24 protein-coding genes are annotated in these 26,453 nt (G+C 48.6%); 20 read left to right on the forward strand and 4 right to left on the reverse strand.

The features are described 5' to 3' along the window. Position 1 precedes the first annotated feature (1 nt). From BJP58_RS32405 to BJP58_RS32415, 3 genes are all read left to right on the forward strand, one after another. Positions 2-700, forward strand: coding sequence for a response regulator transcription factor (locus BJP58_RS32405; protein ID WP_076321185.1), 699 nt, complete (start codon positions 2-4; stop codon positions 698-700). Beyond that, a complete protein-coding gene (locus BJP58_RS32410) occupies positions 697-2,151 on the forward strand; it encodes a sensor histidine kinase (RefSeq protein WP_194542085.1) in 1,455 nt (484 codons plus the stop codon). Before BJP58_RS32405 ends, BJP58_RS32410 begins: the two co-directional genes overlap by 4 nt. A 168-nt stretch (positions 2,152-2,319) precedes the next feature. Beyond that, positions 2,320-2,847 carry a GNAT family N-acetyltransferase gene (locus tag BJP58_RS32415; protein WP_194542086.1) on the forward strand — a complete coding sequence of 176 codons (528 nt, stop codon included), beginning with the start codon at positions 2,320-2,322 and terminating at the stop codon, positions 2,845-2,847. Positions 2,848-3,001: 154 nt separating this feature from the next. On the opposite strand, the gene BJP58_RS32420 is transcribed toward BJP58_RS32415, so the two are convergent. Next, the gene (locus BJP58_RS32420; RefSeq protein WP_194542087.1) at positions 3,002-4,216 is read right to left on the reverse strand and encodes a glucose-1-phosphate adenylyltransferase; all 1,215 of its coding nucleotides are present in this window, start codon (positions 4,214-4,216) and stop codon (positions 3,002-3,004) included. Positions 4,217-4,438: 222 nt separating this feature from the next. Here BJP58_RS32420 and glgB point away from each other — a divergent pair, with 222 nt between their 5' ends. Both glgB and glgA read left to right on the forward strand, forming a co-directional pair. Further along, the gene (gene glgB / locus BJP58_RS32425; protein ID WP_194542088.1) at positions 4,439-6,415 is read left to right on the forward strand and encodes a 1,4-alpha-glucan branching protein GlgB; all 1,977 of its coding nucleotides are present in this window, start codon (positions 4,439-4,441) and stop codon (positions 6,413-6,415) included. Next, positions 6,412-7,851, forward strand: a complete 1,440-nt coding sequence (glgA, locus tag BJP58_RS32430; RefSeq protein ID WP_194542089.1) for a glycogen synthase GlgA — start codon at positions 6,412-6,414, stop codon at positions 7,849-7,851. Before glgB ends, glgA begins: the two co-directional genes overlap by 4 nt. A 119-nt stretch (positions 7,852-7,970) precedes the next feature. On the opposite strand, the gene BJP58_RS32435 is transcribed toward glgA, so the two are convergent. Beyond that, positions 7,971-9,722 carry an alpha-glycosidase gene (locus BJP58_RS32435; protein WP_194542090.1) on the reverse strand — a complete coding sequence of 584 codons (1,752 nt, stop codon included), beginning with the start codon at positions 9,720-9,722 and terminating at the stop codon, positions 7,971-7,973. Between the two features lie 554 nt (positions 9,723-10,276). Between BJP58_RS32435 and BJP58_RS32440 the strand changes: the two genes are divergently transcribed. From BJP58_RS32440 to BJP58_RS32450, 3 genes are all read left to right on the forward strand, one after another. After that, a complete protein-coding gene (locus tag BJP58_RS32440) occupies positions 10,277-11,719 on the forward strand; it encodes an ABC transporter substrate-binding protein/permease (RefSeq protein WP_194542091.1) in 1,443 nt (480 codons plus the stop codon). Then, the gene (locus BJP58_RS32445; RefSeq protein ID WP_194542092.1) at positions 11,706-12,428 is read left to right on the forward strand and encodes an amino acid ABC transporter ATP-binding protein; all 723 of its coding nucleotides are present in this window, start codon (positions 11,706-11,708) and stop codon (positions 12,426-12,428) included. The genes BJP58_RS32440 and BJP58_RS32445 overlap by 14 nt, the downstream gene beginning before the upstream one ends. Before the next feature lie 185 nt (positions 12,429-12,613). Next, positions 12,614-13,339 (forward strand): 3D domain-containing protein, encoded by a 726-nt coding sequence (locus tag BJP58_RS32450; protein WP_194542093.1) that lies wholly within the window; start codon positions 12,614-12,616, stop codon positions 13,337-13,339. 93 nt (positions 13,340-13,432) lie between these two features. Here BJP58_RS32450 and BJP58_RS32455 read toward each other — a convergent pair whose 3' ends face one another. Beyond that, positions 13,433-14,272, reverse strand: a complete 840-nt coding sequence (locus BJP58_RS32455) for a polysaccharide deacetylase family protein (protein WP_194542094.1) — start codon at positions 14,270-14,272, stop codon at positions 13,433-13,435. A gap of 166 nt (positions 14,273-14,438) precedes the next feature. Between BJP58_RS32455 and BJP58_RS32460 the strand changes: the two genes are divergently transcribed. The 7 genes from BJP58_RS32460 to mobB all read left to right on the forward strand — a co-directional run bounded on the left by BJP58_RS32460 (position 14,439) and on the right by mobB (position 20,088). Continuing rightward, positions 14,439-15,461: an NADH:flavin oxidoreductase/NADH oxidase gene (locus BJP58_RS32460; protein WP_194542095.1), complete on the forward strand. Its 1,023-nt coding sequence runs from the start codon at positions 14,439-14,441 to the stop codon at positions 15,459-15,461. A 90-nt stretch (positions 15,462-15,551) separates the two neighbouring features. After that, positions 15,552-16,220 (forward strand): PspA/IM30 family protein, encoded by a 669-nt coding sequence (locus BJP58_RS32465; RefSeq protein ID WP_071218178.1) that lies wholly within the window; start codon positions 15,552-15,554, stop codon positions 16,218-16,220. 205 nt (positions 16,221-16,425) lie between these two features. Further along, a complete protein-coding gene (locus BJP58_RS32470) occupies positions 16,426-16,830 on the forward strand; it encodes a DUF350 domain-containing protein (protein ID WP_071218177.1) in 405 nt (134 codons plus the stop codon). A gap of 30 nt (positions 16,831-16,860) precedes the next feature. Next, positions 16,861-17,367: a DUF4178 domain-containing protein gene (locus tag BJP58_RS32475; protein ID WP_076321199.1), complete on the forward strand. Its 507-nt coding sequence runs from the start codon at positions 16,861-16,863 to the stop codon at positions 17,365-17,367. Between the two features lie 10 nt (positions 17,368-17,377). After that, positions 17,378-18,109: a DUF4247 domain-containing protein gene (locus tag BJP58_RS32480; RefSeq protein WP_194542096.1), complete on the forward strand. Its 732-nt coding sequence runs from the start codon at positions 17,378-17,380 to the stop codon at positions 18,107-18,109. Positions 18,110-18,301: 192 nt separating this feature from the next. After that, positions 18,302-19,591 carry a molybdopterin molybdotransferase MoeA gene (locus BJP58_RS32485; RefSeq protein ID WP_194542097.1) on the forward strand — a complete coding sequence of 430 codons (1,290 nt, stop codon included), beginning with the start codon at positions 18,302-18,304 and terminating at the stop codon, positions 19,589-19,591. Continuing rightward, the gene (mobB, locus tag BJP58_RS32490; protein WP_194542098.1) at positions 19,588-20,088 is read left to right on the forward strand and encodes a molybdopterin-guanine dinucleotide biosynthesis protein B; all 501 of its coding nucleotides are present in this window, start codon (positions 19,588-19,590) and stop codon (positions 20,086-20,088) included. The genes BJP58_RS32485 and mobB overlap by 4 nt, the downstream gene beginning before the upstream one ends. Before the next feature lie 8 nt (positions 20,089-20,096). Here the strand turns inward: mobB and xerS are convergent, their stop codons facing one another. Next, a complete protein-coding gene (gene xerS, locus BJP58_RS32495; RefSeq protein ID WP_194542099.1) occupies positions 20,097-21,179 on the reverse strand; it encodes a tyrosine recombinase XerS in 1,083 nt (360 codons plus the stop codon). A gap of 210 nt (positions 21,180-21,389) precedes the next feature. Here xerS and BJP58_RS32500 point away from each other — a divergent pair, with 210 nt between their 5' ends. The 5 genes from BJP58_RS32500 (at position 21,390) to BJP58_RS32520 (ending at position 26,439) form a co-directional block, all read left to right on the forward strand. Then, the gene (locus tag BJP58_RS32500; RefSeq protein ID WP_194542100.1) at positions 21,390-21,893 is read left to right on the forward strand and encodes a GNAT family N-acetyltransferase; all 504 of its coding nucleotides are present in this window, start codon (positions 21,390-21,392) and stop codon (positions 21,891-21,893) included. 81 nt (positions 21,894-21,974) lie between these two features. Beyond that, a complete protein-coding gene (locus BJP58_RS32505; protein ID WP_194542101.1) occupies positions 21,975-22,748 on the forward strand; it encodes an SDR family NAD(P)-dependent oxidoreductase in 774 nt (257 codons plus the stop codon). A 124-nt stretch (positions 22,749-22,872) separates the two neighbouring features. After that, positions 22,873-23,760 (forward strand): aldo/keto reductase, encoded by an 888-nt coding sequence (locus BJP58_RS32510; RefSeq protein ID WP_194542102.1) that lies wholly within the window; start codon positions 22,873-22,875, stop codon positions 23,758-23,760. 358 nt (positions 23,761-24,118) lie between these two features. After that, a complete protein-coding gene (locus tag BJP58_RS32515; RefSeq protein WP_194542103.1) occupies positions 24,119-25,468 on the forward strand; it encodes an ABC transporter substrate-binding protein in 1,350 nt (449 codons plus the stop codon). Between the two features lie 113 nt (positions 25,469-25,581). Beyond that, positions 25,582-26,439 carry a carbohydrate ABC transporter permease gene (locus BJP58_RS32520; RefSeq protein WP_071218167.1) on the forward strand — a complete coding sequence of 286 codons (858 nt, stop codon included), beginning with the start codon at positions 25,582-25,584 and terminating at the stop codon, positions 26,437-26,439. Positions 26,440-26,453 lie beyond the last annotated feature (14 nt).

Here is a 26,453-nt window from a genome sequence, read left to right on the forward strand (position 1 = left end):
CTTGAGTAAAGTGCTCATATTAGAAGATGAAGAATCTATCCGCAGTTTTATCGTAATTAATCTGAAACGAAACGGCTTTGACGTCCTGGAGACTGGGGATGGCAACGAAGCCCTTCGTTTGCTGCAAACGACGCCAGATATCGATATCGCCTTGCTTGATGTCATGGTACCAGGGATTGACGGATTTGAAGTTTGCCGCAGAATTCGGGAAACGAACGAGCGGATCGGTATTATTTTCCTGACGGCAAAAGTTCAGGAGCAGGATAAAGTGTATGCCCTCTCCGTCGGGGCCGATGACCACGTAAGCAAACCGTTCAGTCCGACGGAGTTAATCGCTAGACTGCAATCTCTACTGCGGAGGGTGAATGTCCAGCGTGCGGGAACCGCCAAGGTATCGTTTCAATCAGGTCCCTTTACGCTGGATCTGATCTCCAAGCAGTTTAAGAAGAACGGGCAGCCGGTGGAGCTGACGCCAACAGAATTTTCGCTGGTGCAGTTTTTCCTGGAGAAAGAAAACACGCCGCTTAGTCGTGATGTGCTGCTCGATCATGTATGGGGCAAAGAATATATGGGTGACCCCAAAATCGTGGACGTGAACATTCGGAGATTACGCCAAAAAATCGAAGGCAATCCTTCCGAGCCGGAATACCTCCAGACGGTATGGGGACACGGCTATAAATGGAAGGGTCAGGGACAATGATCATCAAAAAAGGCATTCGGCGGCAAATCGTGCTGCACTACTTCCTGGTAGTGTTCATCGCCTTGCTGCTGATTGAGGTTATATTTCTAATCGCTTTACGATCGTATTATTACGATACGGTATACAATCATATTGTGAATCATATAAATACCGCCAACGCTTTTTATCAGCCCTTCCGATTGACGTCAACGGACAACGTCAACCAGCTGAGTGAGATGATTCGTCATTTTGAATTGTATACAACGGAGCTTCAAATTTTGAATCCGGGTGGTCAAGTTCTCTCCACATCCACCGGTTTCGAAATCGAGCAGACCATCAAGACCAGTGATGTCACCCAAGCGCTTGCAGGCAATACGGGCCATTGGATTGGTAAGCAGCAAGGTACGGGGCAGATCGTCATGGCTGTATCTCAATCCGTTTCGAACGGATTTGAGAAAACGTACATTCTTCGCTATGTGACTTCGCTTGAGTTCATTAACGACAAGCTAATGAAAATCACGCTGTTTGCCGTCAGCATCGGTGGGGCCGTGCTAGCGCTCGTGCTTGCCTTCAGCATCGGGCTGGCCAACTCCATCGTAAAGCCGCTCAACAACATTACCACGGTATCGGCGCAGATGGCCAAGGGCAGGTTTAACGTGAGAATCAAAGGCGATTATAAATACGAGCTTGGTGAGCTGTCGTCAACCCTGAACTACATGGCGCAGGAGATTGTACGAAGCAATCAGGTAAAGGATGATTTTGTTTCATCCATTTCGCATGAGCTGCGGACTCCGCTCACAAGCATTAAGGGCTGGAGTGAAACGCTCGACTCCGGTGGCTATGATCCGGAAGAAACGAAGATCGGGATGCAGATTATTTCTAAGGAAACCGATCGTTTGATCGGTCTTGTTGAAGAGTTGCTCGACTTCTCCAAGCTCCAGCAGAATGAGATGAAACTTGTGAAGGGTATCGTGAATTTACGGGAGCTTCTGCAAGAGATTATGCTCAATCTGTGGACAAAGGCCGAGAAGAGGGGCATCCAGATCAAACTGGAGTCCGACGAAAAACCGATTATCTATGGGGACGCCAACCGGTTGAAACAGGTGTTTCTGAACATTGTGGACAACGCGGTTAAATTCTCGCATGAGAACGGAGTGATCAACCTGTCCTTCGCTATGGAAGACAAGTTTGTTATCGTAACCGTGGAAGATCACGGTATTGGCATATCGGACGAACATCTCCGGCGGGTAAAGGACCGGTTCTTCCAGGTTAATCCGCTTAACGGGGGAACGGGACTGGGCCTTGCGATTACGCAGCAGCTCATTGAGCTCCATGGGGGCACGATGGAGATGGAAAGCGAGCTCGGGCACGGAACGTCTGTTATTGTCAAGCTGCCGCTGCCTGAAGGGAAAATACCGATGGCCGGCGGATTAGAGAACGGTGAGGATGACGTAGCCGGACCGACCGTATAAGCTTTGCCGGGTTACCGGCAAAGCTTTTTCTTAAGATTAACTGTAAGCATAGGCTCCACTTTGTGGGGTAATGTGTATTGTATTCGGGTCTCGCAAAGTATTTGGCACAAGTTTCGAAGCATAGATAGACTCCACTTTGTGGGGCTGTTTAAAAGGGAGAGTGCAGAAGTGGGATACACAGCAGCAACGTTTTCTACGGAGCAAGGTCTGTTTGAATTAAAGGCGGCTGAAGCAGAACAGGCAGGGGAAATGCTGTCGCTTCTCAAGGAAGCGGCGGAGGTAATGGAGCAGCAAGGGCGCAAGCAGTGGAGTCCATCGCTCTTTTCCTTGGACTTGATGGAGCAGTACCTGGCGGAGCGCGAAGTGTTCATCCTATGGCATAGAGACATGGCCGTCGGCATGTTTACGTTACAGTATAGGGATCCAGCCTATTGGGGAAATCGGGACGATCCGGCCTATGGTTATTTGCATCGGCTGACCGTACGCGCTTCCTATCGGGGACTGGAGCTGGGAACAAAGATGATTTCTTTTGCGGAATCGTATTTGTTATCCAAGGGTAAACAGGGTTTCAGACTGGATTGCGTATCCCATCTGCCAACGCTGAATCAATTTTATCAGCGCCAAGGATTTCTGTTCGTGGCTAAGCAGGATATGGGTGGTCGCTTCGTGAATTTATATGAGAAGAGGTTTATGTAATAATTTTACCGTGTTACCAATCTATGTCGCATGCGCTTAAGACACAGTCAGCAGGGCACGATACATGAGAAAAAGCGATCCGTCACGGATCGCTTTTTTGTATAAAAGTCTGAAGGATTTATCTCAGAGCTAATATTCTGTTGAAGAAACTCGTTTAAGATGAAGAGACATTCGCCCGCAAGCGTCCTTTTTCGTATACATCCTGAAGCAGTCGGGACGGTTGGGTACGAATGGTTGGTTTCGGAAGCACCGTCTCGTAAGGTCCAACGACCACAACGTTGCCAGGGGCTCCTTTTACAATCGCTCCATCCTTGATGATCGCTCCCTCGCCAATAATAGCATGCTCGATATGGACACCTTTGCCGATTTTGGCATTCGGCATGACCACACTGTCCTTGACGATGGAGTATTTGCCGATCTCCGCACCGCAGAATATAACGGAGCTCTTGGCTTTTCCTTCGAAGGTGCATTGGTCATGAATCAAGCAGTCCGTGTGTTCCGCATTGCGTGTCCGCGCTGCCGAAAGTTTGGTCTTCCATGCACGGGTATACATGGGCCAATCGGATCTCTCCAGAACGAGCTCGTTTTGGCTAAGCACATCCATGTGGGCTTCCCAGAGGCTCTCTACGGTGCCCACATCGCGCCAGTAGCCCTGGAAGCGAAACGCAAGCAGCGACTCTTCTCCGGACAGCATCTTCGGGATGACATCCTTCCCGAAGTCATGGCTGGAGTTTGGATCAGCCGCATCCTCAATGAGGTGCTGCTTCAGATAGTCCCAACGGAACAAATAAATGCCCATTGAGGCAAGGTTGCTTTGCGGTTCTGCCGGCTTTTCGGCAAATTGGGTGATATTGAGATTGTCATCAACGCTCATGACGCCGAACCGGCTGGCGTCTTCCCATGGCACTTCCATCACGGAGATCGTGGCAGGAGCCGCTTGTTTCATGTGAGCTTCAAGCATTTCGCGGTAATCCATCTGGTAAATATGGTCCCCGGATAGAATGAGGACGTGTTCGGGATTTTGATCATCGATGTATGGAATGTTTTTATAAATGGCGTCTGCTGTACCCAAGTATCCATCTTGGTGTGTACTGTTGGATGGAAGCAGAGCAATGCCTTCGCGTCCTGTATGTGTTAGTCCCCAGGGTTCACCTTCACCGATATGTTCGTGTAATGATTCTGCCTCATATTGTGTAAGTACTCCAACCGTATCGATTCCGGAGTTCACACAATTGCTGAGAGGAAAATCGATTATACGATAATGTCCGCCAAAAGGAACGGCGGGTTTTGCCAGCTTGGACGTAAGGGGAGCTAATCGTTTACCCTCTCCACCGGCCAGAAGCATAGCAATACAGTCTTTTCTCTTCATCACGTTTCCCTCCCAATGTATTTTCACGTTGTACATTACATAAACGACATTCCCGGGGTTTGAAACGATTATATTGAAAAAGTAAAATGAAAATTACAAAATTATTTTTCAGGGACATTTTTTATTTTCAACATGGTTAGAATGGGGTAATAGCACTAATAATATGGATTTTTAAGAAAAAGCGGGTGACGATGATTGAACCAAGCAGTTAGGGAAGGAAACATGACTCCGGAACAATTGTATTTATTTCATGAAGGAACCTGGTATCACAGTTACCAATGCATGGGCGCACACCGTGCAACTGAAGATGGAGAAGAAGGCGTGCGGTTTACGGTATGGGCTCCAAATGCAAGGCAGGTGGGTCTTGCCGGAGACTGGAACGGCTGGGACGGTTCCCAAGACACGTTATATAGGATACCCGATTCGGGAATTTGGAGTCGGTTTTTCCCTGGGATGCAGACTGGAACTTATTACAAATATCATATCACCGGACCGTATGGAGAAACGTTCTTGAAGGCCGATCCATACGCGTTTCAAGCCGAAGTTCGACCTGCAACGGCATCGGTTGTGACCGATCTCTCTGGATATCATTGGCAAGATGCTGCATGGAAAAGAAAGAACAAATCCCCTTACACCAAGCCGATGAACATATATGAAATGCATTTTGGAACCTGGCGGCAAAAGGCGGACGGCTCGTTCTATACATACCGCGAACTGGCTGGCCTACTGATTCCTTACTTGGTGGAGATGTGTTATACCCATGTGGAATTCATGCCCTTGGCTGAGCATCCGTATGACCTTTCATGGGGGTATCAGGGAACCGGATTCTTTGCGCTGACCAGCAGATACGGAAGTCCCCATGATTTCATGTATCTTGTTGATCAGCTGCATCAAGCAGGTATCGGCGTGCTGCTCGACTGGGTGCCCGCACATTTTGCCAAGGATGCCCACGGGCTTCGGCTGTTTGACGGGGCGCCTCTTTATGAGTACGCAGATCCGCAAAAAGCAGAGAAACCGGGCTGGGGAACACTGTCTTTCGATTATGCCAAGCCAGAGGTGATTTCATTCCTCATCTCCAATGCCTTATTTTGGATGGATATGTATCATATTGATGGTCTTCGTGTTGACGCCGTGACAAGCATGATCCGGCTGGATTTTGAAAAGCGAGAAGGTCAGTACAGCCTTAATGCGCATGGTGGGGTGGAAAATCTTGAAGCGATATCCTTTCTGCAGGAATTGAATAAAGCCGTGTTTCGGTATTACCCGAATGCCTTGATGATGGCCGAGGAATCCAGCGCATGGGCAGGGGTTACCGCACCCGTGCACGAGGGAGGTCTCGGGTTTAATTACAAATGGAATATGGGCTGGATGAATGACACGCTGTCCTATGTGGAGCAAGAATTCGATCAGCGGCCTACCCATCATAATTTACTAACATTTCCCATTTGTTATGCCTATTCAGAGAATTTTACATTACCGCTGTCCCACGATGAAGTAGTTCATGGGAAGAAATCACTGCTTAATAAAATGCCGGGGAGTTATGAACAGAAGTTTGCGGGCCTCCGGATTTTGCTCGGATATCAGATCACCCAGCCCGGCAAGAAGCTGCTGTTTATGGGGGGCGAGTTCGGCCAGTTCATTGAATGGAAGGATCAGGAGCAGCTGGATTGGCTGCTGCTGGACTACGAAAGCCACCGGAAGCAGCTGGCTTATACGTCAGCGTTAAACCGCATGTATGTGGAGGAGAAGGCGCTATGGGAGCAGGATCACAGATGGGAAGGCTTTGAGTGGCTTAGCGCCGATGATCATGAGCAAAGTGTCCTATCGTACATGAGAGTGGGCGCAAAACCTGGTGATACACTGATCATCGTCATTAATTTTCAGCCCCGGGCATATGACCAATATCGGATCGGCTTACCGAGATCGGGGCAGTACGTGGAAATATTGAATTCCGATCACACCGATTATGGCGGCTCCGGACTGGTCAATAACGAAGTCATGAAAGCGGAGAAAATGGTCTGGCATGGCCAAACATACAGCCTGGAGATCAAGCTGCCTCCGCTGAGTATGGTGGTATTAAAGAAAAAGCCGCGTTCCAGAAAGCCGCGGGCTCAAGAGGACGTTTCACTGAAGGCGGCAAAAGTAAAAGAAAAGACGGCACGAAAAACCAAGCGAAATCAAAGGGGGAAGCAGGATTGAAATTGTTATTTGCAGCCTCAGAGTGTGGACCGTACATCAAAACAGGCGGATTGGCGGATGTGATCGCTGCTTTGCCTAAATCCCTTCATGGCATGGGCGAGGATATTCGGGTGGTTCTGCCCAAATATCGGGGAATTCCTGAGGACTACCGGGAGCGCATGGCGCATGTAGGGGAAACCCGGGTTCGGGTAGGCTGGCGCGAGCAGTATTGCGGCATCGAGTCCCTGGTTGAGGGCGGGGTCACGATCTATTTCATAGATAATGAATATTATTTTGGCCGCGACGGCATTTACGGCTACATGGACGATGGCGAACGCTTTTCGTTCTTCAACCGTGCCGTCCTTGAGCTATTGCCGGTTATCGACTTTCAGCCGGACGTGCTTCACTGCCATGATTGGCATACGGCCATGATTCCGCTTCTCCTTGAAGATGTCTACCGTCATGATCCCTACTATGCGGGAATACGAACCGTATTTACAATCCACAATTTGTTGTATCAAGGTGTGTTTCCGTACGAGGTGCTGGTCGATCTGCTTGGAATCCACAGCCGCCATTTTACAGCGGAAGGCGTGGAATATTACGGAAACGTAAATTTCATGAAAGCGGGCATCGTCTATGCAGACCATGTAACGACGGTAAGCCCGACTTATGCCTCGGAGATTCAGACCGGTTATTACGGATACGGCCTCGACGGGCTTTTGTCAGCCCAAGGTTCGAGATTAAGCGGTATCGTGAATGGCATTGATACCAAGAGCTACAACCCGGCGACCGATTCGCATATCGCGATGAAGTACCGGAGCGGTCTGAATAAAAAAACGCAGAACAAAATTGCCTTGCAGGAAGAGTTGAATCTTCCCGTGGCACCGCATATTCCGTTGATGTCCATGGTGACGCGGCTGGTCGATTCGAAGGGACTCGATCTGGTCATTCGGATTCTGGATGAGCTGCTCTACTACGATGAGATTCAATTTGTTGTCCTGGGAACGGGGGACCCTTCTTATGAACATTGGTTCCGGGAAGCGGCGAATCGGTATCCCAATAAAATGTCGGCCCAGATTCGCTTTAATGAACCGTTATCTCGGCGCTTCTACGCTGGCAGCGACCTGTTCCTGATGCCTTCCAAATTTGAACCGTGCGGTATCAGCCAACTCATCGCCATGCGGTACGGCAGTGTGCCGATTGTCCGCGAAACAGGCGGACTGAATGATACAGTTCATGCATACAACGAATATACGGGGGAAGGGAACGGATTCTCCTTTAAGGATTACAATGCGCATGATATGATGAACACGATCCGGCGCGCGACCGCTATTTACCGCCAGCCTGAGCACTGGCGTAAAGTGAGCAAGAATGCGTTGGGCGGAGATTACAGCTGGAACGTTTCGGCCAAGGAATATCAGGAGATCTACCAGCAAATCACCAAATCTCATGCTTAAAAACGGCAACAAGACACAGGGGTGCAAGGATAGCTGAATAACGCTGCTATCCTTGCACCCCTATGTTCGTTAAAGCCTGGTATGGATTTTACGGTGTCAGTGGTTTACATAAGATGGGTTTACGAATGTTTCAATTGCCGGCATAAAATTCGATACGAGTATGGTTCTAAATCGATATGCATCGTACCGTTTACCGGTTTTACGGGATCCTTCGTCTCGGCATCAATCCAATCGGTCGTGACAATAGGATGCGAGATGGTCCGCTTCGAGTCGCTGTTGTTCATCCAGACGATAAAATGCATGGTCTCGTCCGCACGCTCGTACACAATGCAAGGATCATGGAGATTCGCTTGCAGGAAGCGGAAGCGTCCCTGTCTCAGCGCCTTATGCTTTTTCCGAAGCGCGATCATCCCTTGATAAAACTTATAGAGCTCTTGATTTCGTTTCTTAGGATCCCATTCCATGCATTTGCGGCAGTCGGGATCTCCGTCCCCTGTCAATCCGATTTCGTCGCCATAAAAGATGCACGGCGTTCCCATGAATGTAAACAGAAATACAACCGTGAGTTTCATGCGCCGGATATCTCCACCCACACGGGTAAGCAGCCGCGGCGTATCGTGGCTGCACAGCAGATTAAAGACCACTTCGTTGGTCTGCTGCGGATATCGCATCAGGATCGAACCGATGCGGTTGGCAAACGTGAGCCCGTCCATGTTGCCATTGAAGAATTCCAGGACCTTATCGGCAAAAGGATAATTCATCACGGAATCAAACTGGTCACCCTGCAGCCAGATTAAGGAGTCCGACCACACCTCGCCCACGATATAAGCTTCAGGGTTGGCTTTCTTGACTACCTGTCTGAAATCCCGCCAAAAATGATGGTCAATTTCATTGGCAACGTCCAGACGCCAGCCGTCGAGATTGATTTCCTTGATCCAATATTCGGCTACACCCAGCAAATACGCCTTCACTTCAGGATTGGCGGTATTGAATTTCGGCATATTTCCGAAAAAGCCGAAGGTGTCATAGCTGGGAATGCCATCCTTGACCTCGCATGGAAACTGGTTCACATGAAACCATTCGGCATATCTGGATTTTTCCCCGTGCTTCAGCACGTCCTGAAAGGGAGGAAACTCCTCGCTGCAGTGATTGAATACCGCATCGAGAATCACTCGAATGCCTTTTGCGTGGCAAGAATCTACTACTTTTTTCAGCAACTCATTATCGCCAAAGTGCGGATCCACCTGTTTATAATCAACCGTGTCATATTTATGATTGGAGGGGGAGAGGAAAAGCGGAGTAAAATAAATGGCGTTTATACCCAGATCAACGAGATCATCCAAATGATCCAGCACGCCCTGCAGATCACCGCCGAAGAAATTATCCACCTCCGGCTTGCCGCCCCAGACCTCGGTTTCTTCAGGATTGGTGGCGGGGTTTCCGTTAGCAAAGCGTTCCGTCATAATTTGATAAAACACGGCTTCTTTGGCCCATTCCGGTACTTTGAATACATCGATCTCATGTATGTACGGAAATTCAAAGTAACCTGCAGGCGGATAAGGATAGTCCCATCCAATCCCGCTGTCCACCATATATACCGTCTCATCTCCGGCATGAATCCGAAAGCCGTAGGACAGTCTTTTGTATTTCGGCCTGACTCCGCATTCCCAGTAATCAAACATGTCATCCGAGGCGGCCTTTTCCATGGTGATCTCGAAGTACGTACGGTCCCAATCGTATTTGTCGCCGGTCATGGCAACAACAGAATCAATGTCGTTTTTCTTGGTTCGGATCCGAAGATGAATGGTTTTTGTATCATATGCATAAGCCCATTTATCTCTTGGAACATGATACAGTGCTTCTAACAGCATGGTTACACCTCCTATATGAGTAAAGCTATAGCTAATTAATAACCAACTGCTGGCTTGCATGAATCATGGAGTGAAAGAGACAGTCCGGGAACCGTTCATTTATCATGTGCCGGATTTCATACGCTATTATAAGATGGGAAGGGAACGGATAGATTATGCATCATTAAAAAGGAGTTTGCCCTAGATCCTCTTATCACCTAATGGGTAATGCTGAAGGCCTGTATTTACATTAATATGAAGGAAGAAATGTATGGCCCTCTACTGGCTATATGGGCAAAGTATTATCCACAAAATGGCTATCTACTGATTTTACCCCCTAATTTATTTGTTTAAATGATTAAAGGAATGAAGAGTTACATAATCCTATGTGTATGATGAATTGACCATTGTATTAAAATAATGAAACAAACGCAATTAGTAAGGCTTATTAAGTATGATGATCATAAGAGCCGATGAATTTTCATTGCATATTCATGCATCCTGTTTTATAATGACTCAGTTGCATTTTTCTATGATTGAATCTATACGTAACAGTTAGGGGAGAAACGAGACATATGAAACGTAAATTTACAGCGTGGATGACCCTGTTCATGGTGGTTGTGCTGTCTTTTGGCAGTATCGTCCATGCGGAGGGTGAGAAGAAAACGGTGATTCTCGGTACGAGTGCCGATTATGCACCTTATGAGTTCCATAAAACGATAGATGGCGTGGATACCATCGTCGGATTTGACATCGACATCGCGAAGGAAATCGCCAAGGATCTTGGCGCCGAGCTCATTATTAAGGACACCTCCTTTGATGCACTCTTGCCAGAGCTGACGAGCGGACGCGTGGATTTCGTCATATCGGGCATGAATCCGACGGAAGAACGCCGAAAAAGCATCGATTTTTCCGAGCCTTATTATGCAGCGGAACAATCGGTCGTCGTCCGTAAGGAAGATGCGCTAAAGTTCAACACGCTTGAAAGCCTGGAGGGAGCTCGGATCGGGGTTCAGAAAAGCTCCATTCAGGAGTCCATTGCAAAAACAATCCCGAAAGCCAATGTGATATCACTGGATAAAATCCCGGACCTGCTGCTGCAGCTGGAATCTGAACGCGTGGATGTTGTCCTCGCCGAGTATCCGATCGCAAAGACCAATATGAATGAAGCAACGATGGCGATCACGGACGCTAAACCGACGGCTGAGAACGACGCCTATGCCATCGGGGTTCGTAAAGGGAACGAAGAGCTGCTGAAGAGCATTAATGCTACACTTGAGCGCTTGAAGGAGAATGACCAGATCCAGAAATTTGTCGACGAGGCCAGTGACCTGGCTGCAGGTCGTAAGGCAGAGAATCTGAACACATTTGAATTCTTTTGGAAATATCGCGATTATTATGCCAAGGGCATCCAGTTTACGCTGCTTATTTCGGCACTTGGTGTATTCTTCGGATTCATTCTCGGTCTGATTATCGCTTTAATGCGGATGTCGGGTGTCAAAATCCTTAAGTTTTTGGCTACCGCTTATATCGAGATCATCCGCGGTACCCCGATGCTGGTGCAGTTGTTTATTATTCATTACAGTTTGGCGGCGTTCGATATTAAATTCTCACCGATACAGTCGGGTATTTTGACGCTTTCTATCAACAGTGCGGCATATCTGGCTGAAATATTCCGTGCCGGCATTCAAGGCGTGGACCGCGGTCAATTGGAGGCCGCACGTTCCCTCGGAATGACCAAGGGCAAAGCGATGCGCCACATTATATTGCCGCAGGCGTTAAAAGGCGTTTTGCCTGCCATCGGTAATGAGTTTGTTGTCATCATTAAGGAATCCTCCATCGTCTCCTTTATCGGTGTGGTGGATATTATGTATCAAGCCCAGATTTTGCGCGGCATGACCTTTGCGGCATTAAATCCGCTGCTTGTGGCTGCCCTGATCTACTTTATACTGACATTCGTTCTTTCGAAGCTTCTGGGTGTCTGGGAAAGGAAGTTGAGTGCAAGTGATAACCGTTAAGGATCTTCATAAATCATTTGGCAAGCTGGAAATATTGAAGGGCATTAACATCGAGATTGCAAAAGGAGAAGTGGTGGTTGTCATCGGACCGAGCGGCTCCGGAAAAAGCACCTTTTTACGCTGTCTCAATTTGCTTGAAGTGCCGACCAGCGGCGAAATTTCGTTCGAGGGTGAGCTGATCACCGCCAAGAATCACAATATCAATGCTACCCGCGAGAAAATGGGCATGGTGTTTCAGCAGTTTAACCTGTTTCCTCACAAGAAGGTCATCGAGAATATTACGCTTGCTCCTATTCAGGTGAAGGGGGTCTCGGCGAAGGAAGCCGAGGCTACTGCAGACGAGCTGCTGAAGTCGGTGGGGCTGCAGGATAAGAAGGAGTCTTATCCTTCCCAGCTGTCCGGTGGACAGAAGCAGAGAATCGCCATAGCGCGAGCACTCGCGATGCAGCCGCATGTCATGCTGTTTGACGAACCAACCTCCGCACTGGACCCGGAGATGGTGGGTGAGGTATTGGAGGTAATGAAGAAGCTTGCCGATGGCGGGATGACGATGGTCATCGTCACCCATGAGATGGGCTTCGCCCGGGAAGTGGGAGATCGGATCCTGTTCATGGATGGCGGTAAAATCGTAGAGGAAGGTACGCCGGACCAGCTGTTTGGCAATCCGACCCATCCTCGTACGAAAGAGTTTTTAAGTAAGGTTTTGTAACTTTTATATCTACATTGCATCAGACGAAAACAGCGCTATACCTGATTGTTTCAGGAATTGTCGCTGTTTTTGTTTGCGTATTGGTAACAATTGCTTGCAGTATAGGTTACAAAATTGTGATATATTCATGTTCGTTGACATACTACATCCGATTTACCAAGTTACATATAAGGAGGCATCTTTAGATGTTACAACAAATGAAAGCATGGACTAAACATCGTGGACTCAACCATAAGATCGCTGGAAAAACAGCAAAATGGTTTACCATTACAGCCGTTGCGCTAGGCATGACTTTTGCCGGAGGCGGCTTGCAAGCCCATGCAAGCTCCGTACACGTAGCGAAGAACGGCGATACCTTCTATTATTTGTCCAAACAGTACGGCGTTAATATGGACAAGCTGATGAAAGCCAATCCGAAAATTAAAGCAACGAATATATACTCTGGTCTGAAAATCACCATTCCCGGCTCGGTATCGATGAACGCGACAGCGTCTGCTGCACCCATCGCTCCAGGCGCTTCCGGGTTTACGCCTAGCTTGAGCGTTTCCCCTGAGAAGAATGTAGTGGAAGCATGGGGCAAGACATTTAATTACAGCAAAACATTGTCCGTCAAAGCAACCGCATATTCTGCTGCTGCAAGCGAGAACGGCAAATGGGGCGCTGTTGATTACTTCGGAAATTCCCTTGAGCTTGGTACGATTGCTGTCGACCCAAAAATCATTCCGCTCGGCACCAAGGTGCTTGTTACAGGGCATGAGCATCCAGGTCTGCCGAAAAAGGCATTTGTGGCAGAAGCACGTGATATCGGCGGGGCTATTAAAGGGAATAAGATTGATATCTTCATCCCGGGTTCCCAATCGTCCGTGAAGCAATTCGGCATCCAGGATATCAAATTGTTCATTATCGAATAATTCAATCCATCATCATCGAAAAACAATTTTAATATGGTAGACGGCTAGTCTGGATTAATGCTCCAGTCAGCCGTCTTTTTATGTTATGGGGATCTATCTCGACTCTGACACGCCTAACATCTCCGGCAGTGTCACGAAGCTATATCCCTTTCTCCGCAGTTCGGTAATAATATCCGGGAGCGCTTCAATCGTTCCGGTTAGGTCCGATCCCACGCCACCTCCGGCATGCTGGAGTACGATCGAGCCTGGTCCGACAGCTGACAGAATGTTGCTCTTAACTCCTTCCTTAGGCAGACCTTTCCAATCGAGCGAGTCAACATTCCAATTCACGACTTTGTACCCGTTTTTGCGTGCCCACTGTAGCTGCTCTTCATTTATATCGCCGTAAGGTGGACGGATTAGCCGCGGATCCACACCGGTTAGTGACTTCAAGATCGTGTTGGTACGTTCGATTTGGCCTTTAAATTTGTCCAGGCTCAACTTGTTCAGCTGCGCATGATTATAGGAGTGATTGCCAATGGCGTGACCTTCATCATGGATTCGTTTTGCGAGATCGGGGTGTTTTTTGGCCCGTTCCCCCACTGCAAAGAATGTGGCTTTTACTTGATACTCTTTAAGGACGTCCAGAACTTTGCCGGTAAATCGGGGATCCGGAACATCATCAAAGGTCAAAGCGATCTGTTTGACCCGGGGTCCGCTAGAGCGAAAGGTATCCGGGTATTTTCTCAGCAATTGACTTAAAGACGGCGCATCGTCTGAAATTTGGTTCTTGCTTTGATTGGCATGCTGACTGGACTCCGACATGACGGAAGTTTCCTGGGGGTGAAGTGACAAACGATGTACATCGGATGCGTTTGCCGGAATGTCCGGCCCTATTAAAAAGAGTAACATAATCCACAACAGGCAGCTTCCTGCGCGGTATCGTTTGAACATCACGATCGGCCCCTTTAGCTTTTTAATATGGTATGCCCAGTTGATTGGGTGATTATCCTCAATATGGGAATGCGATGATTTTTAGTTTTCCCTTAGAAAGGTGTATAATAACCGGTATCAGATTTTATTACATCTTGATCATTTGGATATGGAAGGAGATAATCGCTTGGCAGACTTGTTTACACCTTACAATTTCAAGAATTTGACCCTCAAGAACCGCATTGTTATGCCACCGATGTGTCAATATTCCGTTCAAGCCGAGGACGGGATTCCGAATGATTGGCATTTTGTTCATTACGTCAGCCGTGCCGTAGGAGGTACTGGCTTAATTATTGTGGAAATGACAGGTGTCCATCCGGATGGACGGATCACGAATCAGGATACGGGGATATGGGACGACAACCAGATTCCGGCCTATCGCCGTATTGTGGAGAGCGTGCATTCTTATGGGACCAAGATTGGTATCCAGCTTGGGCATGCCGGAAGAAAAGCGCAGGATGCAGAGCCGTCGGTGGCCCCTTCTGCGATTCCGTTCAGCTCCCACTACAAAATGCCCAAGGTGCTATCCGGGGCGGAAGTGGAAGAGCTCATTCAAGCCTTCCAGGAAGGCGCTCGTCGAGCTGTTGAGGCCGGGTTCGATACCGTTGAGATTCATGGCGCCCATGGCTATCTCATTCATCAGTTTCATTCGCCGCTCACGAATCAGCGCAGTGACGAATATGGTCAAGATCTCCCTCTATTCGGCGAGCGGGTTGTTCAAGCGGTTAAAGAAGTGCTGCCTGAAGGCATGCCGATCATTATGAGGGTATCTGCGAAAGAATACGTGGACGGAGGCTACGATGTGCAGTACTGCGCGGAAGTCTGCACACGTTACCGGGATGCCGGCGTCGATATTTTTCATATCTCCTCGGGGGGAGAAGGCCAGGTCGGCGCAAATGGCGGCCCGGAAGCTAAGCCCGGTTACCAGGTGGATCTGGCAGCAGAGTTCAAGCAGCTGTTAAAGGTGCCTGTGATTGCGGTAGGAATGCTGGATGATTACCATGCCGCGCAAGAGGTGATTTTGTCAGGCAAAGCGGATCTGGTGGCGATCGGCCGGGGAATGCTCCGGGATCCCTACTGGGCGGTTCACGCAGCCAAGGCGCTTGATGGAGGTCAGAAAGTTCCCAAGCAGTATGAACGGGGATATTAAATAAAAAATATTTTGAAACGTTTTGGATCATGGAACGTAAACATTAATCATATACCAGTATTTTAAAGTGAAAGCGAGAGGAAGAGAACGATGTCCATATTTAAAAGATTGCGCGATTTGACCATGTCCAATATTAACGCCATTATCGACAAGGCGGAAGACCCGATTAAAATGACGGATCAGTACATTCGGGATATGACGGAAGATCTTGAGGATGCCGAGAAAGCAGTAGCTTCGCAAATTGCCATCGAGAAACGCTTTAAAGCACTTTATGAAGAGCAAGCTGCACTTGTTGAAAAACGCACGCAGCAGGCTCATACGGCAGCACAAGCTCAAAACGTTGATCTTGCCCGCCGCGCGCTGGAAGAGAAGAAGGCCGCCGAGGCCAAGCGTGATGAGTACAAAGCAAGCTACGATCAGAACAAACTGGCAGCTGACAATCTGCGCGGCAAGCTGGAAGAAATGCGTAAGCAGCTTACCGCGATGAAGAACAAGCGCGAAACTTTGGTCGCCCGTTATAATGCGGCTAAAGCGCAAACCGAGATCAACAAAGCGATGAACGGGTTTGGTTCCGACACAGCATCGGCTGGATTGAAACGTATGGAAGAGAAGATGCTCGCTATGGAAGCACGTGCGGAAGCAAGCAATGAAATGTCGGCAAAAGAGAAATCCCTTGATGAAGAGTTTGAGAACCTTGGCAAGGACAAAGTCGTTGAGGATGAGCTTGCAGCCTTGATGAAACAGTACGAGAACAAGTAAAAACGGATCCAGTGGTCTAACAGGTAATATAGTTTAGGGGGCGAGGGAGAAACAGCAGGGCTGAATACAGCTGTGCTTCTCCTTCGCTTTTGTTTGATTGATCGTAGATATACATGGAGCACATCCCCTTTATGAACGTCTGTCTTCGATTGAAGCAGCTCGAGCTCAAGGAGTTTGTTTGTATGTTGAATGTGGAGGCTTAGAGATGGATTTTGATATGATCTTGCGTGTATTGCTTTGGACAGCTGTCGGTGGGCTGCTGTTGTTTGTTTTGATGTTTGTGGATTCCCTGTTCACGAAATATAACGATCTTGAAGAAGTGAAAGCGGGTAATATGGCGGTAACCACAAGACTGATACTGAAGCTGTTCGCACAAGGGTATATTTTATCCGTGTCGATCGGAACGTCATATCATCTGCTTGAGGCCATTGTGGTATCGATCATTTCATTTATCATATTGCTGGTTCTCGAATCGTTAACAGAGCTCATGCTTCGTAACTTCGGCAAGCTGAACCTTGACAAAGGGACTCGCGAGGGAAAGACGGGATACGGTTTGTTTGCAGGTTCGCTGCATGTGGTTGGGGCGTTAATTATTACCGCTTGCCTATAGAACGCATAATGGAGATAGGGGACAGGAAAGATGAGTATGTGGAAAAGAATCAGCAATTTATTTAGTAAGCCGGAGCCGCCCAAGGTAGAGAAAAGCATGCTGCAGCTGGCTCCTGGCGATATTTGCGAAGTGTCTCTGGTCACTTATGAAGTCACGGGTCGCGTGCACAATCGCGGTCGTAATGCGGTCGTCTTGACGCTGCAGGATGGCAGCACCATTGCTTACCTTCATATCGAAGAACGCGAGACGGTACAGTACGCGTTATACGCTCCGATCGATGGACGGCTGGATTCTCCCGATGAGGTACCATCCATCATCGATCTGGACGATCATGTATTTCATCTGGAAGAGGAATATGGGGGGCATGTTTCGATTACCGGTCGTACCGCGTTTACGCAAAGCGGGGAGCAGCACGTATGGCAATACCAATCGGACGATTACAAGCTGCTGCGGATTGAATGGCAGAACGGGCGGTTTATGTTGTATGAAGGCGAGAAAGTGATACCGGGGGACGTTCGAGTTATCCGGGCGACTTAGGAGTGGTGGCATGAAGGAACGCTCTTTTATATCTATAAAAATCATGTTGGTGCTGAGTTTGTTCGTATCATTATTGAGTGGATGCGGAGCGCCGAATATCAAGGATACCTATCCGCTGGAATCCGTCAATCGAGACGGAAACGCAACGTCCTATGTGTACCGGGCAGCTGATAAAAGCGTTCCGGATGTCGCAGGCGAGCTCATCGCGGCGAACACGCCGGATCAATCGTCTCCTGAGGATACCGAGCGGATGTTTCTGGTATATGGGGATGAGTATTACCATTTGCAGCAGGATCCCCAGAAGCCGACCGATACGCTGATCGAAATCGACTCCAAGGAGTATGTTCAGCGCAATTATGATTCAAGTTTCCTGCAAGGGTACTTAACGGCCGTTCTGATCGGGAATTTATTCGATTCGATGGGCGGCGGGGGTTACCGGGGGTATACAAGTAAAGATGTGTATAAACCGGCACAAGGTAACTATAAGAAGCCAACAAGCCAGGATAAGAAGATCGCTCCGCCGCTGACGGTGGACCGGAGCGGGAAGATTACCCGGCGTGGCCAGGATTCTGCCGGTACGGGCGGAAGCCTGTTCAGACGAAATCCGGATACAGGCGGAGACCGCGGCACGATCAAGCGCGGCGAAAGCGGCGGAGGTTTGTTCGATTCGCCGAAGAAATCGTACAAGAAGCCGAAGACCCGAATCGGATCTGGCAGGATCTCCCGAAGGGGACGAAGGTAAAGCAAAGAGTTCAAGCGCATGGTCAAGTGACCATGCGCTTTTTTGTCTGGTGACCCATACACACTCGGTTGTTGTGATTCTCCTACAAAACGGCGAATGGATGAGACCGGAAGCTCGGTTTGAAGATTGCGCAGAATGTAGTACAGTAAGAATGTCAGTTTTTTCTTTGAGTCAGAAAGCGAGGAATGTGTAGTGAAGGATAATCATTCGATATTGCCTAAGAAACACAATCATAAATTTGATCGGCGTGCATTGCAGGTAAGGGACGCGCAAAGGCTAGCCGTTTCTAATGCGGAGCTTGGTCAGGAGGAGCTTATTCGGCTGCAGGACAGCGATGGACGTGTGCTGGCTTCCGATGTGATCGCGCCCCACCCGTTTCCGGCTTTTGCGCGTTCGGGCATGGACGGTTATGCCGTTCGATCAGCGGATTTAGCCGCATGCGATTTAGGGGAACAGGTGTGGCTAGAGGTTGTCGACCAGATCCCGTGCGGATATGTGTCTTCCATTTCAATCGAGCAAGGCAAGGCTTCCCGCATCATGACGGGCGCTCAGGTGCCTGAAGGGGCAGACGCTGTCGTTATGCTTGAAGCGACGGAGCTTCGAACAGAGGATGGCCTTACCCATGTAGGCTTCAAGCGGTCCATCGAGACGGGGAAGAATATTACTCCCCTCGGATTCGAGCTTCAGGAAGGTGATTTGATCCTCCGCAGAGGAACACTCATCGGACCTGGAGAAATTTCGGTTCTGGCCACCTTTGGCATACACCAGGTTGAAGTGTATCGTCAACCGGTGGTAGGAATATTCTCGACGGGCAGCGAACTATTGGACATCACCGAGCCGCTTGAACCTGGTAAAATTCGCAACAGCAATACTTATATGCTCGCATCGCAAATTCGGGAAGCCGGTGGTGTCCCGGTGATTATGGAGGCGATCCCGGATGATATCGAGCTCGCCCGCCAAAAGGTGGAAGAAGCGCTCCAGGTGTATGACATCGTGGTGACGACAGGCGGCGTATCTGTAGGCGACTACGATATTATGGGGGAGCTGGTGACATCCGGAGGTCTGGACATGCTGTTTAATAAAGTCACAATGCGGCCCGGAAGTGTTACAACCGCGGCTGTGAAGGAGGGCAAGCTGCTCTTTGCGTTATCGGGTAATCCGGGGGCCTGTTATGTGGGATTTCTGTTGTTTGTCCGACCTGCGATCCGAAAGATGCTTGGCATGGAGCAGTTGTTTTTAACCGAATGGACGGCAGAGTTGGGTTCGGATTATTCGAAAGTGAACAACTTTACCCGTTTCGTCCGGGGGAGCCTGGAGGTGTCAAACGGCAAGCTTGTAGCGACACCTGCTTCCCTTGATGAGTCAAGTGTCATGATCACGATTAAAGACAGTGACTGTTTAATCGTGATTCCGCCAGAGCTTCGTGGTGCCGTTAAAGGCCAAACCGTACAAGTTCTCGTTCTGCCGGGGGCCTGGACATGAAGGTTTTCCAGATATGCGGTTATAAAAACAGCGGCAAAACCACATTGATTGCCAGCTTGATCCCACAGTTGAAACGGCATGGCATTCGGTCAGCCGTCATCAAGCATGACGGGCACGGATTCGAAATGGACCATGAAGGGACGGACACGTACAAATTCCGAGAGGCGGGAGCGGAGGGGATCGCCATCGCTTCACCGGGGCGTACGGCGATGCTGATGGAAACGGAGCTGGAACTTGCGTCGTTGATCCATTTGTACAGTGATTTTGATCTGGTGCTTGTCGAAGGCTATAAGATGCAGCCTTATCCAAAGCTCGTATTGCTGCGGGGAACGGAGGACATGGGGCTGCTGGATCAAGTTAAGGAGACCCGGGGTATCGTCGTGCGTCCTGAAATGCTAAAGGAACCGTCAGCCCTGCATGAGATGCAGCAGCGGCTAGCGGTTCCCCTATTTACTTGGAATGACACGGAGCGGATCACGTCGCTGCTGCTGTCATGATGAAGAAGTTAGTCCTCCGAGCGGCGTTCAATCGCCTCGGACATCGTTTTGTCCGTTAAGTGGGCATACACTTCAGTTGTCTCGGTGGACGCGTGTCCCAATTGTTCTTTGGTTTTGTAAATATCATTTTGCAGATAATAGTCGGTGGCAAACGAATGCCGCAGCTTATGAACGGTCAGGGACGGCTTGCCAAAACGCTTGGCGTATTTGATGATCATCGCCTGAATCGCCCGCTTGGTCATGCGCTGCCCTTCATTCTGGCCGTTACGCAGTGCAACGAACAGAGCTTTTTCTTTTTTTGGCACCTTGTAGCGGGCCTGCCGAAGCTGCAGATAATATTCAAGATCGTCTTTGGCTTGCGCACGGAAGTAGACCGGGGTCTTAAAGGTTTCGTCGTTATTACCTTTACGATAGACATGCAGCATTTTATTGTTCAGGTCGATGTCCGCAAGATTCAAATTGACCACTTCGGATACACGAAGGCCGGAATTTAATATGAGGCTGGCGATACAGGCATCTCTGACTTTATTTTGTTCATGCGCATAAAGCGCCTGTTTGTTCTGCTCCACATCCAGCCCATAACCTTCGTGAATGTAAGTGATGAAATCCTGAAGTTCTTCTTCTTCCAGTATTTTTCCTTTTAACTTGGCAGCCGTGTCTTTTGGTTTATGAATTCGCTTAATTTCTACTTTAGCCATGATGTTACGCTTGAGAAGCGGGTAAAACTCCTCGTCTTCCGCAATCTGGCTTAAATAATGAAACAGGGAGCGCAGCGATGAGAGCTTGCGGGAAACCGTGATTCTGGAGTTGGTCCCCTCCCGGCGTGTAGTCAGATATAACCGGTAACTGGTGATGCTGTCCATGCGCAGCGTCTCCAGCTCAAGCAGCGTTACCTCGCGGTTCGAGGCTGCTTGTGACAGCCCCTCCGAACGGAGCCAATTAAAGAACGTTTCATAATCCCTTACATATTCGAGCAGGGTGGAGGGGGAGAGATCCGGGAGCTTGTAGTCGATAAATTGCTGTACAAACCAAGGCATGTCCGGCGATTTCTCATCGAGTCTTGCACGGTCGATATCTTTTTGTATATTCATGTTCCACCTCGAATGATTGTCTTTATAGCAATGACATGTGTCATTAATTACTAGTGTAACATATGGAAAGTCGATCTTGCTTGCGTGTGTCAGATCACCATGGTCGATTCTCACGAACCCGATATGGCGCTTGTGCCACAATGAGCGGATAATACGATGAAGATAAGAAGCATTAAAATGATAGATGAGATGCTTTAGGGAGGCGGCAGCATGATTTCAGATCGATGTGAACGTATGGGAATTGAGCTGGTTCCCAAGCGGAAACAAGCCGTTATCGTAAACTTGATGCAATTGTACTTATATGATTTTACCAAGTATCTGGATATTTCGGTGAATGATCAAGGGCTGTTTTTACCGTATCCGGATCTGGATGAATTCTGGAAAAAACGAGAACGTAAATATCCTTATCTTATTACATTTGATCAACGGCCAGCCGGGTTTGCCTTGATCGAGCGGATGGATGATGCCCTAGATGCGGACTATTACATGACGGAGTTTTTCGTTATGCAAAAATATCGGCGTACGGGATTAGGGACTTGGGCGGCAACCCGGCTGTTTGATCATTTCCAGGGACGCTGGAAGGTGACGCAAGTCAGCAGTAATATACCGGCGCAGGCTTTTTGGCGAAAAGTCATTGAAGCTTATACGGGCGGCCGATATGAGGAGTATATTGATCCGGTTCGCCACAATCCTTCGCAATATTTCAATTCCTAGAATTGTTTCACGGAGTTTAAGGAACGCTCCATTGTTTGCTTATAAAATTTGGTTACAAATCAGTGCTTAGGAGGGATTCGTATGTATTTACCGAGCTTTCATCTGGAAGGGAAAAAAGCTTTTGTTACAGGGGCTGGACGCGGGATCGGACGCGCCATAGCCATAGGATTGGCAGAGGCCGGCTGCGATGTCGGCTTGATGTCCCGAACCCGAAGCGATTTGGAGGAGACCGCAAATCTGATCAAGAGCTTGAACCAGGGTCAGGCATTTGTGCTGCCGGGTGATCTGACCGTAAGAGAAGAGATGGAGGGAGCGATTCGAGAATTTGTACATCAGGCAGGACGAATCGACATACTGGTGAATAATGCCGGCATGAACATTCGTACGCCTGCGCTGGAAGTGACGGATTCGGAATGGGACGTGATTGTGCAAACCAATCTGAAATCGGCTTTTGTCGCTTCTCAAGCGGCTGCCCGATTTATGAAAGATCAGGGCAATGGAAGAATCATCAACATCTCTTCCGTAGGCGGACACACGGCTCTTCGCACAGGCGTTGTTTATGGTTCAACGAAGGCGGCTCTCATCCATATGACCAAGGTGCTTGCGATGGAGTGGGCGCAGTATGGAATTCAGGTTAACTCGGTCGGACCTTGGTATTTCCGGACTCCGCTGACGGAGAAGCTGCTTAATGATGAAGCTTATATGCAGGCCATATTGGACCGGACACCGCTTAAGCGCGTGGGAAGTCTGGAAGAAGTGGTGGGACCTGTCGTTTTCCTGGCGTCGGAGGCTGCCAATTACATGACCGGGCAAACGCTGCTGGTGGATGGCGGTCTTAGCATTTATGGATTCTAGCAGGGGAGCATTCTTTCAAACAGAATAAATATAGTGAAATCGAAAATGTAACGAAAATAGGCTTTCAGGTTTATTCATGTCGGGTAATGATGAATGGGATGAACAGGGAGGAGAGTGAAGGAATATGGAACGAAGAGCATTTGGACGTACGGACATGCAGGTTAGTGTGTTGGGATTTGGAGGGGCCGAGATCGGCCAGTCGGATCAAAAGACGGTTGACCGGCTGCTGCACAGTGCCATTGATGCAGGCCTTAACATGATTGATACCGCGGAATGTTATGGCCACAGCGAGGAATTAATCGGCAAGGCTTTGTCAGGTCGAAGAGATGATTACTACCTGTTTACGAAATGCGGCCACGCTTCCGGTTTGGATTATCCGGATTGGGATCCCGTGATGCTTGCGCAGAGCATTGACCGCAGCTTGAAGCGACTGCAGGTGGACCACGTCGATGTCATCCATCTTCACAGCTGCTCGGAAGAGATTTTGCGCCGGGGCGAAGTGATTGAAGTGTTAAGAAGAGCTAAGGAGCAGGGGAAAACACGGTACATCGGCTACAGCGGCGATTCGACCGATGCGCTCTATGCCCTTCAAACCGGCGTGTTCGACAGCTTTGAAACTTCGCTGAACATCGCCGACCAGGAGGCGATCGATCTCACGGTTCCGCTTGCCATGAAGCAGGGCATAGGGATCATTGCCAAACGTCCGGTAGCCAATGTTGCCTGGAAGAACGAAACGCTAAGCGAACAGGATTATGCTTATCCTTATTGGATCCGGCTAGGCGAGTTGAATTACGATTTTCTCGCCGATGTTCAGCAAGGCGTTGAAACGGCGTTAAGATTCACTTTAAGCACGCCGGGCGTAGCTACCGCCATCGTCGGTACGGCAAATCCGGAGCGGTGGGAGCAAAATGCTGCGTTACTGGAAAAAGGGCAGCTGCCGGAGGATATTTACGAGTCGATCCGCAACCGCTGGCGAGAGGTTGCCGGTGCGGATTGGGTGGGTAAGGTGTAAGTGATCTAAAAAAGAGCCTGTCGAGTTCTCTCGACAGGCTCTTTTTTGCGGCTTAAAAGAATACGAATGCTGGTAATAAAATTAATGATGTTATTTCATCATATGAAAAATTCACAATAGGGAAGTACCGATCAATATCATCAGCTAGCAACTACCTTATTTTACCTGGTTTCTCGATACCTAGCACATTTTCTAGTCTAAAAAAGGAGGCGTGAAGCGAATAAAAGATTGATATGGAAATATTTCCCCCTGTAGAAGATGAATGTCCCCCTTTGAAACCAGTAGGGCTTGGAATAAAATTCTGGTAGACAGCAAGTATTTACATAGGGTTCTGAAAAAATACTTAGGGGGATTAGAAATGAAAAGGACTTCCATGTTACTCATGAGTGTCATGTTGCTGCTCTCCATGTTCCTCGCAGCATGCGGTAACAACAGTGACACCAACACTCCTGCTGCTGGAGGAGGAGAAACTCCGAAGACGGAAACAACTCCGCCGGCCGATGATAAGAAGGATGAAGCCGCTCCGGTTTCACTCCGCGTGTTCTCGACTTTCGGAGGAACTGACGCAGCTCGCGAAGCCTTCCAGGCAGCGTTGGATGAATTCACGAAGGAACATCCGAACGTGAAGATAGACAACGACACCATGTCAGCAAATGATGACGGTTTCAGAACGAAAGTGAACACCGACATGAACAGCGGCAACGAGCCTGACTTGTTGTTCTACTTCATCGGGGCTGACGCAGAAGGATTCGTCAATGCCGGTAAAGTTGTGCCGTTGAACGAAATTCTCGACGCGGACGCTGAGTGGAAGAACGGCTTCATTCCTGATGCGCTCGAGCTTGCCAAGCAAAAAGACGGTAACATTTACGCAGCGCCATTGACCGGTTTCTATGAAGGCTTGTTCGTTAACAAAAAAATCTTCGAAGAAAATGGTTTGGAGCTTCCAACAGACTGGGCCAAATTGACCACAGCTGTGAAAACGTTATCTGCCAAAGGCATTATTCCTTTGTCCGTACCATTTGACCAATCGCACTACCTGATCGAGCATACCATTTTGTCTGCAGCAGGTCCTGAAGGCCAAAACAAAGGTCTGCTTGAAGGCATCGATCCAAATTGGGAAAAAGCGTATGCGGCTATGAAAGAATTGTATGACCTTGGGGCATTCCCTAAAGATGCGGCAACAATCGACCTGAGCATGTCCGGCAACTATTACAGTGAAGGCCTTGCTGCCATGACCATCGAAGGATCTTGGGCCATTGGCGGTTGGAGCGATGAAACCCGTGACAACTCTACAGTACTGCCATTCCCGACAGTTCCTGACGGCGCTGGCAGCGGTAACGATATCGTCGGCGGCTTCGGTTCCGGTTTCTATCTCTCCAAAGCCACTTATGATGACGCAGCTAAAAAAGAAGCAGCAATCGCCTTGCTGAAACATCTGACTTCCCCGGCGTCCATTCAAAAAATCGCTTCGGCTAACGGTGGCACACCTGCGGCTGACGTAGAAGTGACTGGATTGCCGCAAGTAGCTCTTGACGGTTTCGCTATGGCCGCGAAAGCAGCTTCCATCAGCGCGCCGGTTGACAGTAAAGTTTCGCAAGAAACGTTTGGTAACCTTCGTGCTAGCGTTCAGCCTGTAGTGGAAGGCAAGAAAACTCCTACTCAAGCGATCGAAGAAGCGAAGAAAACCGAGGATGCCAACAAAAAATAGCATCAGAAACGGTAGAAATAAAAGTGACGTACGCCGCCCCTCTGCTTTCATTTGGGCGGCGTAGTCATTTCGGCATGGACGTTGAAGAAAAATAAACATCAAGGGTGATTAATATGAAGGGTGATCGCAAGTATATTGTGATGTTTCTATTACCCGCAGCAGCCATCATGACAATCTTTCTATATTATCCGTTCTTCAAGAGTTTGTATCTCAGCTTTTATCGCACAAGCGGCTTTTTCGATAAAAAGTTTGTGGGAGGGGCTAACTATGAGAGACTCATTACGGATAAACTGCTTGGCGCTGCAACATTGCACACGCTCGAAATCATGCTCTATGTTATCGTGTTTCAGGTGGGGATCGCGCTTGTGTTGGCTGTCCTGGTAGATAACATTTCCAAGCTCAAAGGTTTTTATCGAACGGTCTTTTTCTTCCCGGTTGTCATCTCCGGTACTGCCATTTCCTTATTATTTGTATTGTTCTACAATTACAACTTCGGTTTGCTGAACAACTTGCTGGCGAACTTTAATATTGAGAAGATTTTGTGGTTGGATGCGAAGAATGCGCTAAAGGCGGTATCGATTCCAACGGTATGGCATTATGTGGGCTTTTATTTTGTTCTGTTCCTGACCGCGATGTCCAAAATACCCGCGGATTATTATGAGGCTGCAAAACTGGAAGGAATCACGGGGCTCAAGAAAACAACGATGCTTACAATTCCGCTCATCATGAGTGACATCAAGGTTGTTATCACACTTGCCATTACGGGTACGTTGAAGGTGTTCGAATTCATCTGGGTCATTACAAGCGGCCAGAATGGAACGGAAGTCCTGGGAACGTATATGTACAAAAAGGCCATGGTGGATCAGAACTTTGGTTACGGATCAGCGGTTGCGATATACATGGTGGTCTTTGGCGTACTGCTTGCGTTAATTGCCAACCGTTTGTTGAAAAGAGACGAGATTACATACTAAGCATTATAGGGGTG

The sequence above is a fragment of the Paenibacillus sp. JZ16 genome (assembly GCF_015326965.1).
Lineage (GTDB): Bacteria > Bacillota > Bacilli > Paenibacillales > Paenibacillaceae > Paenibacillus_AQ.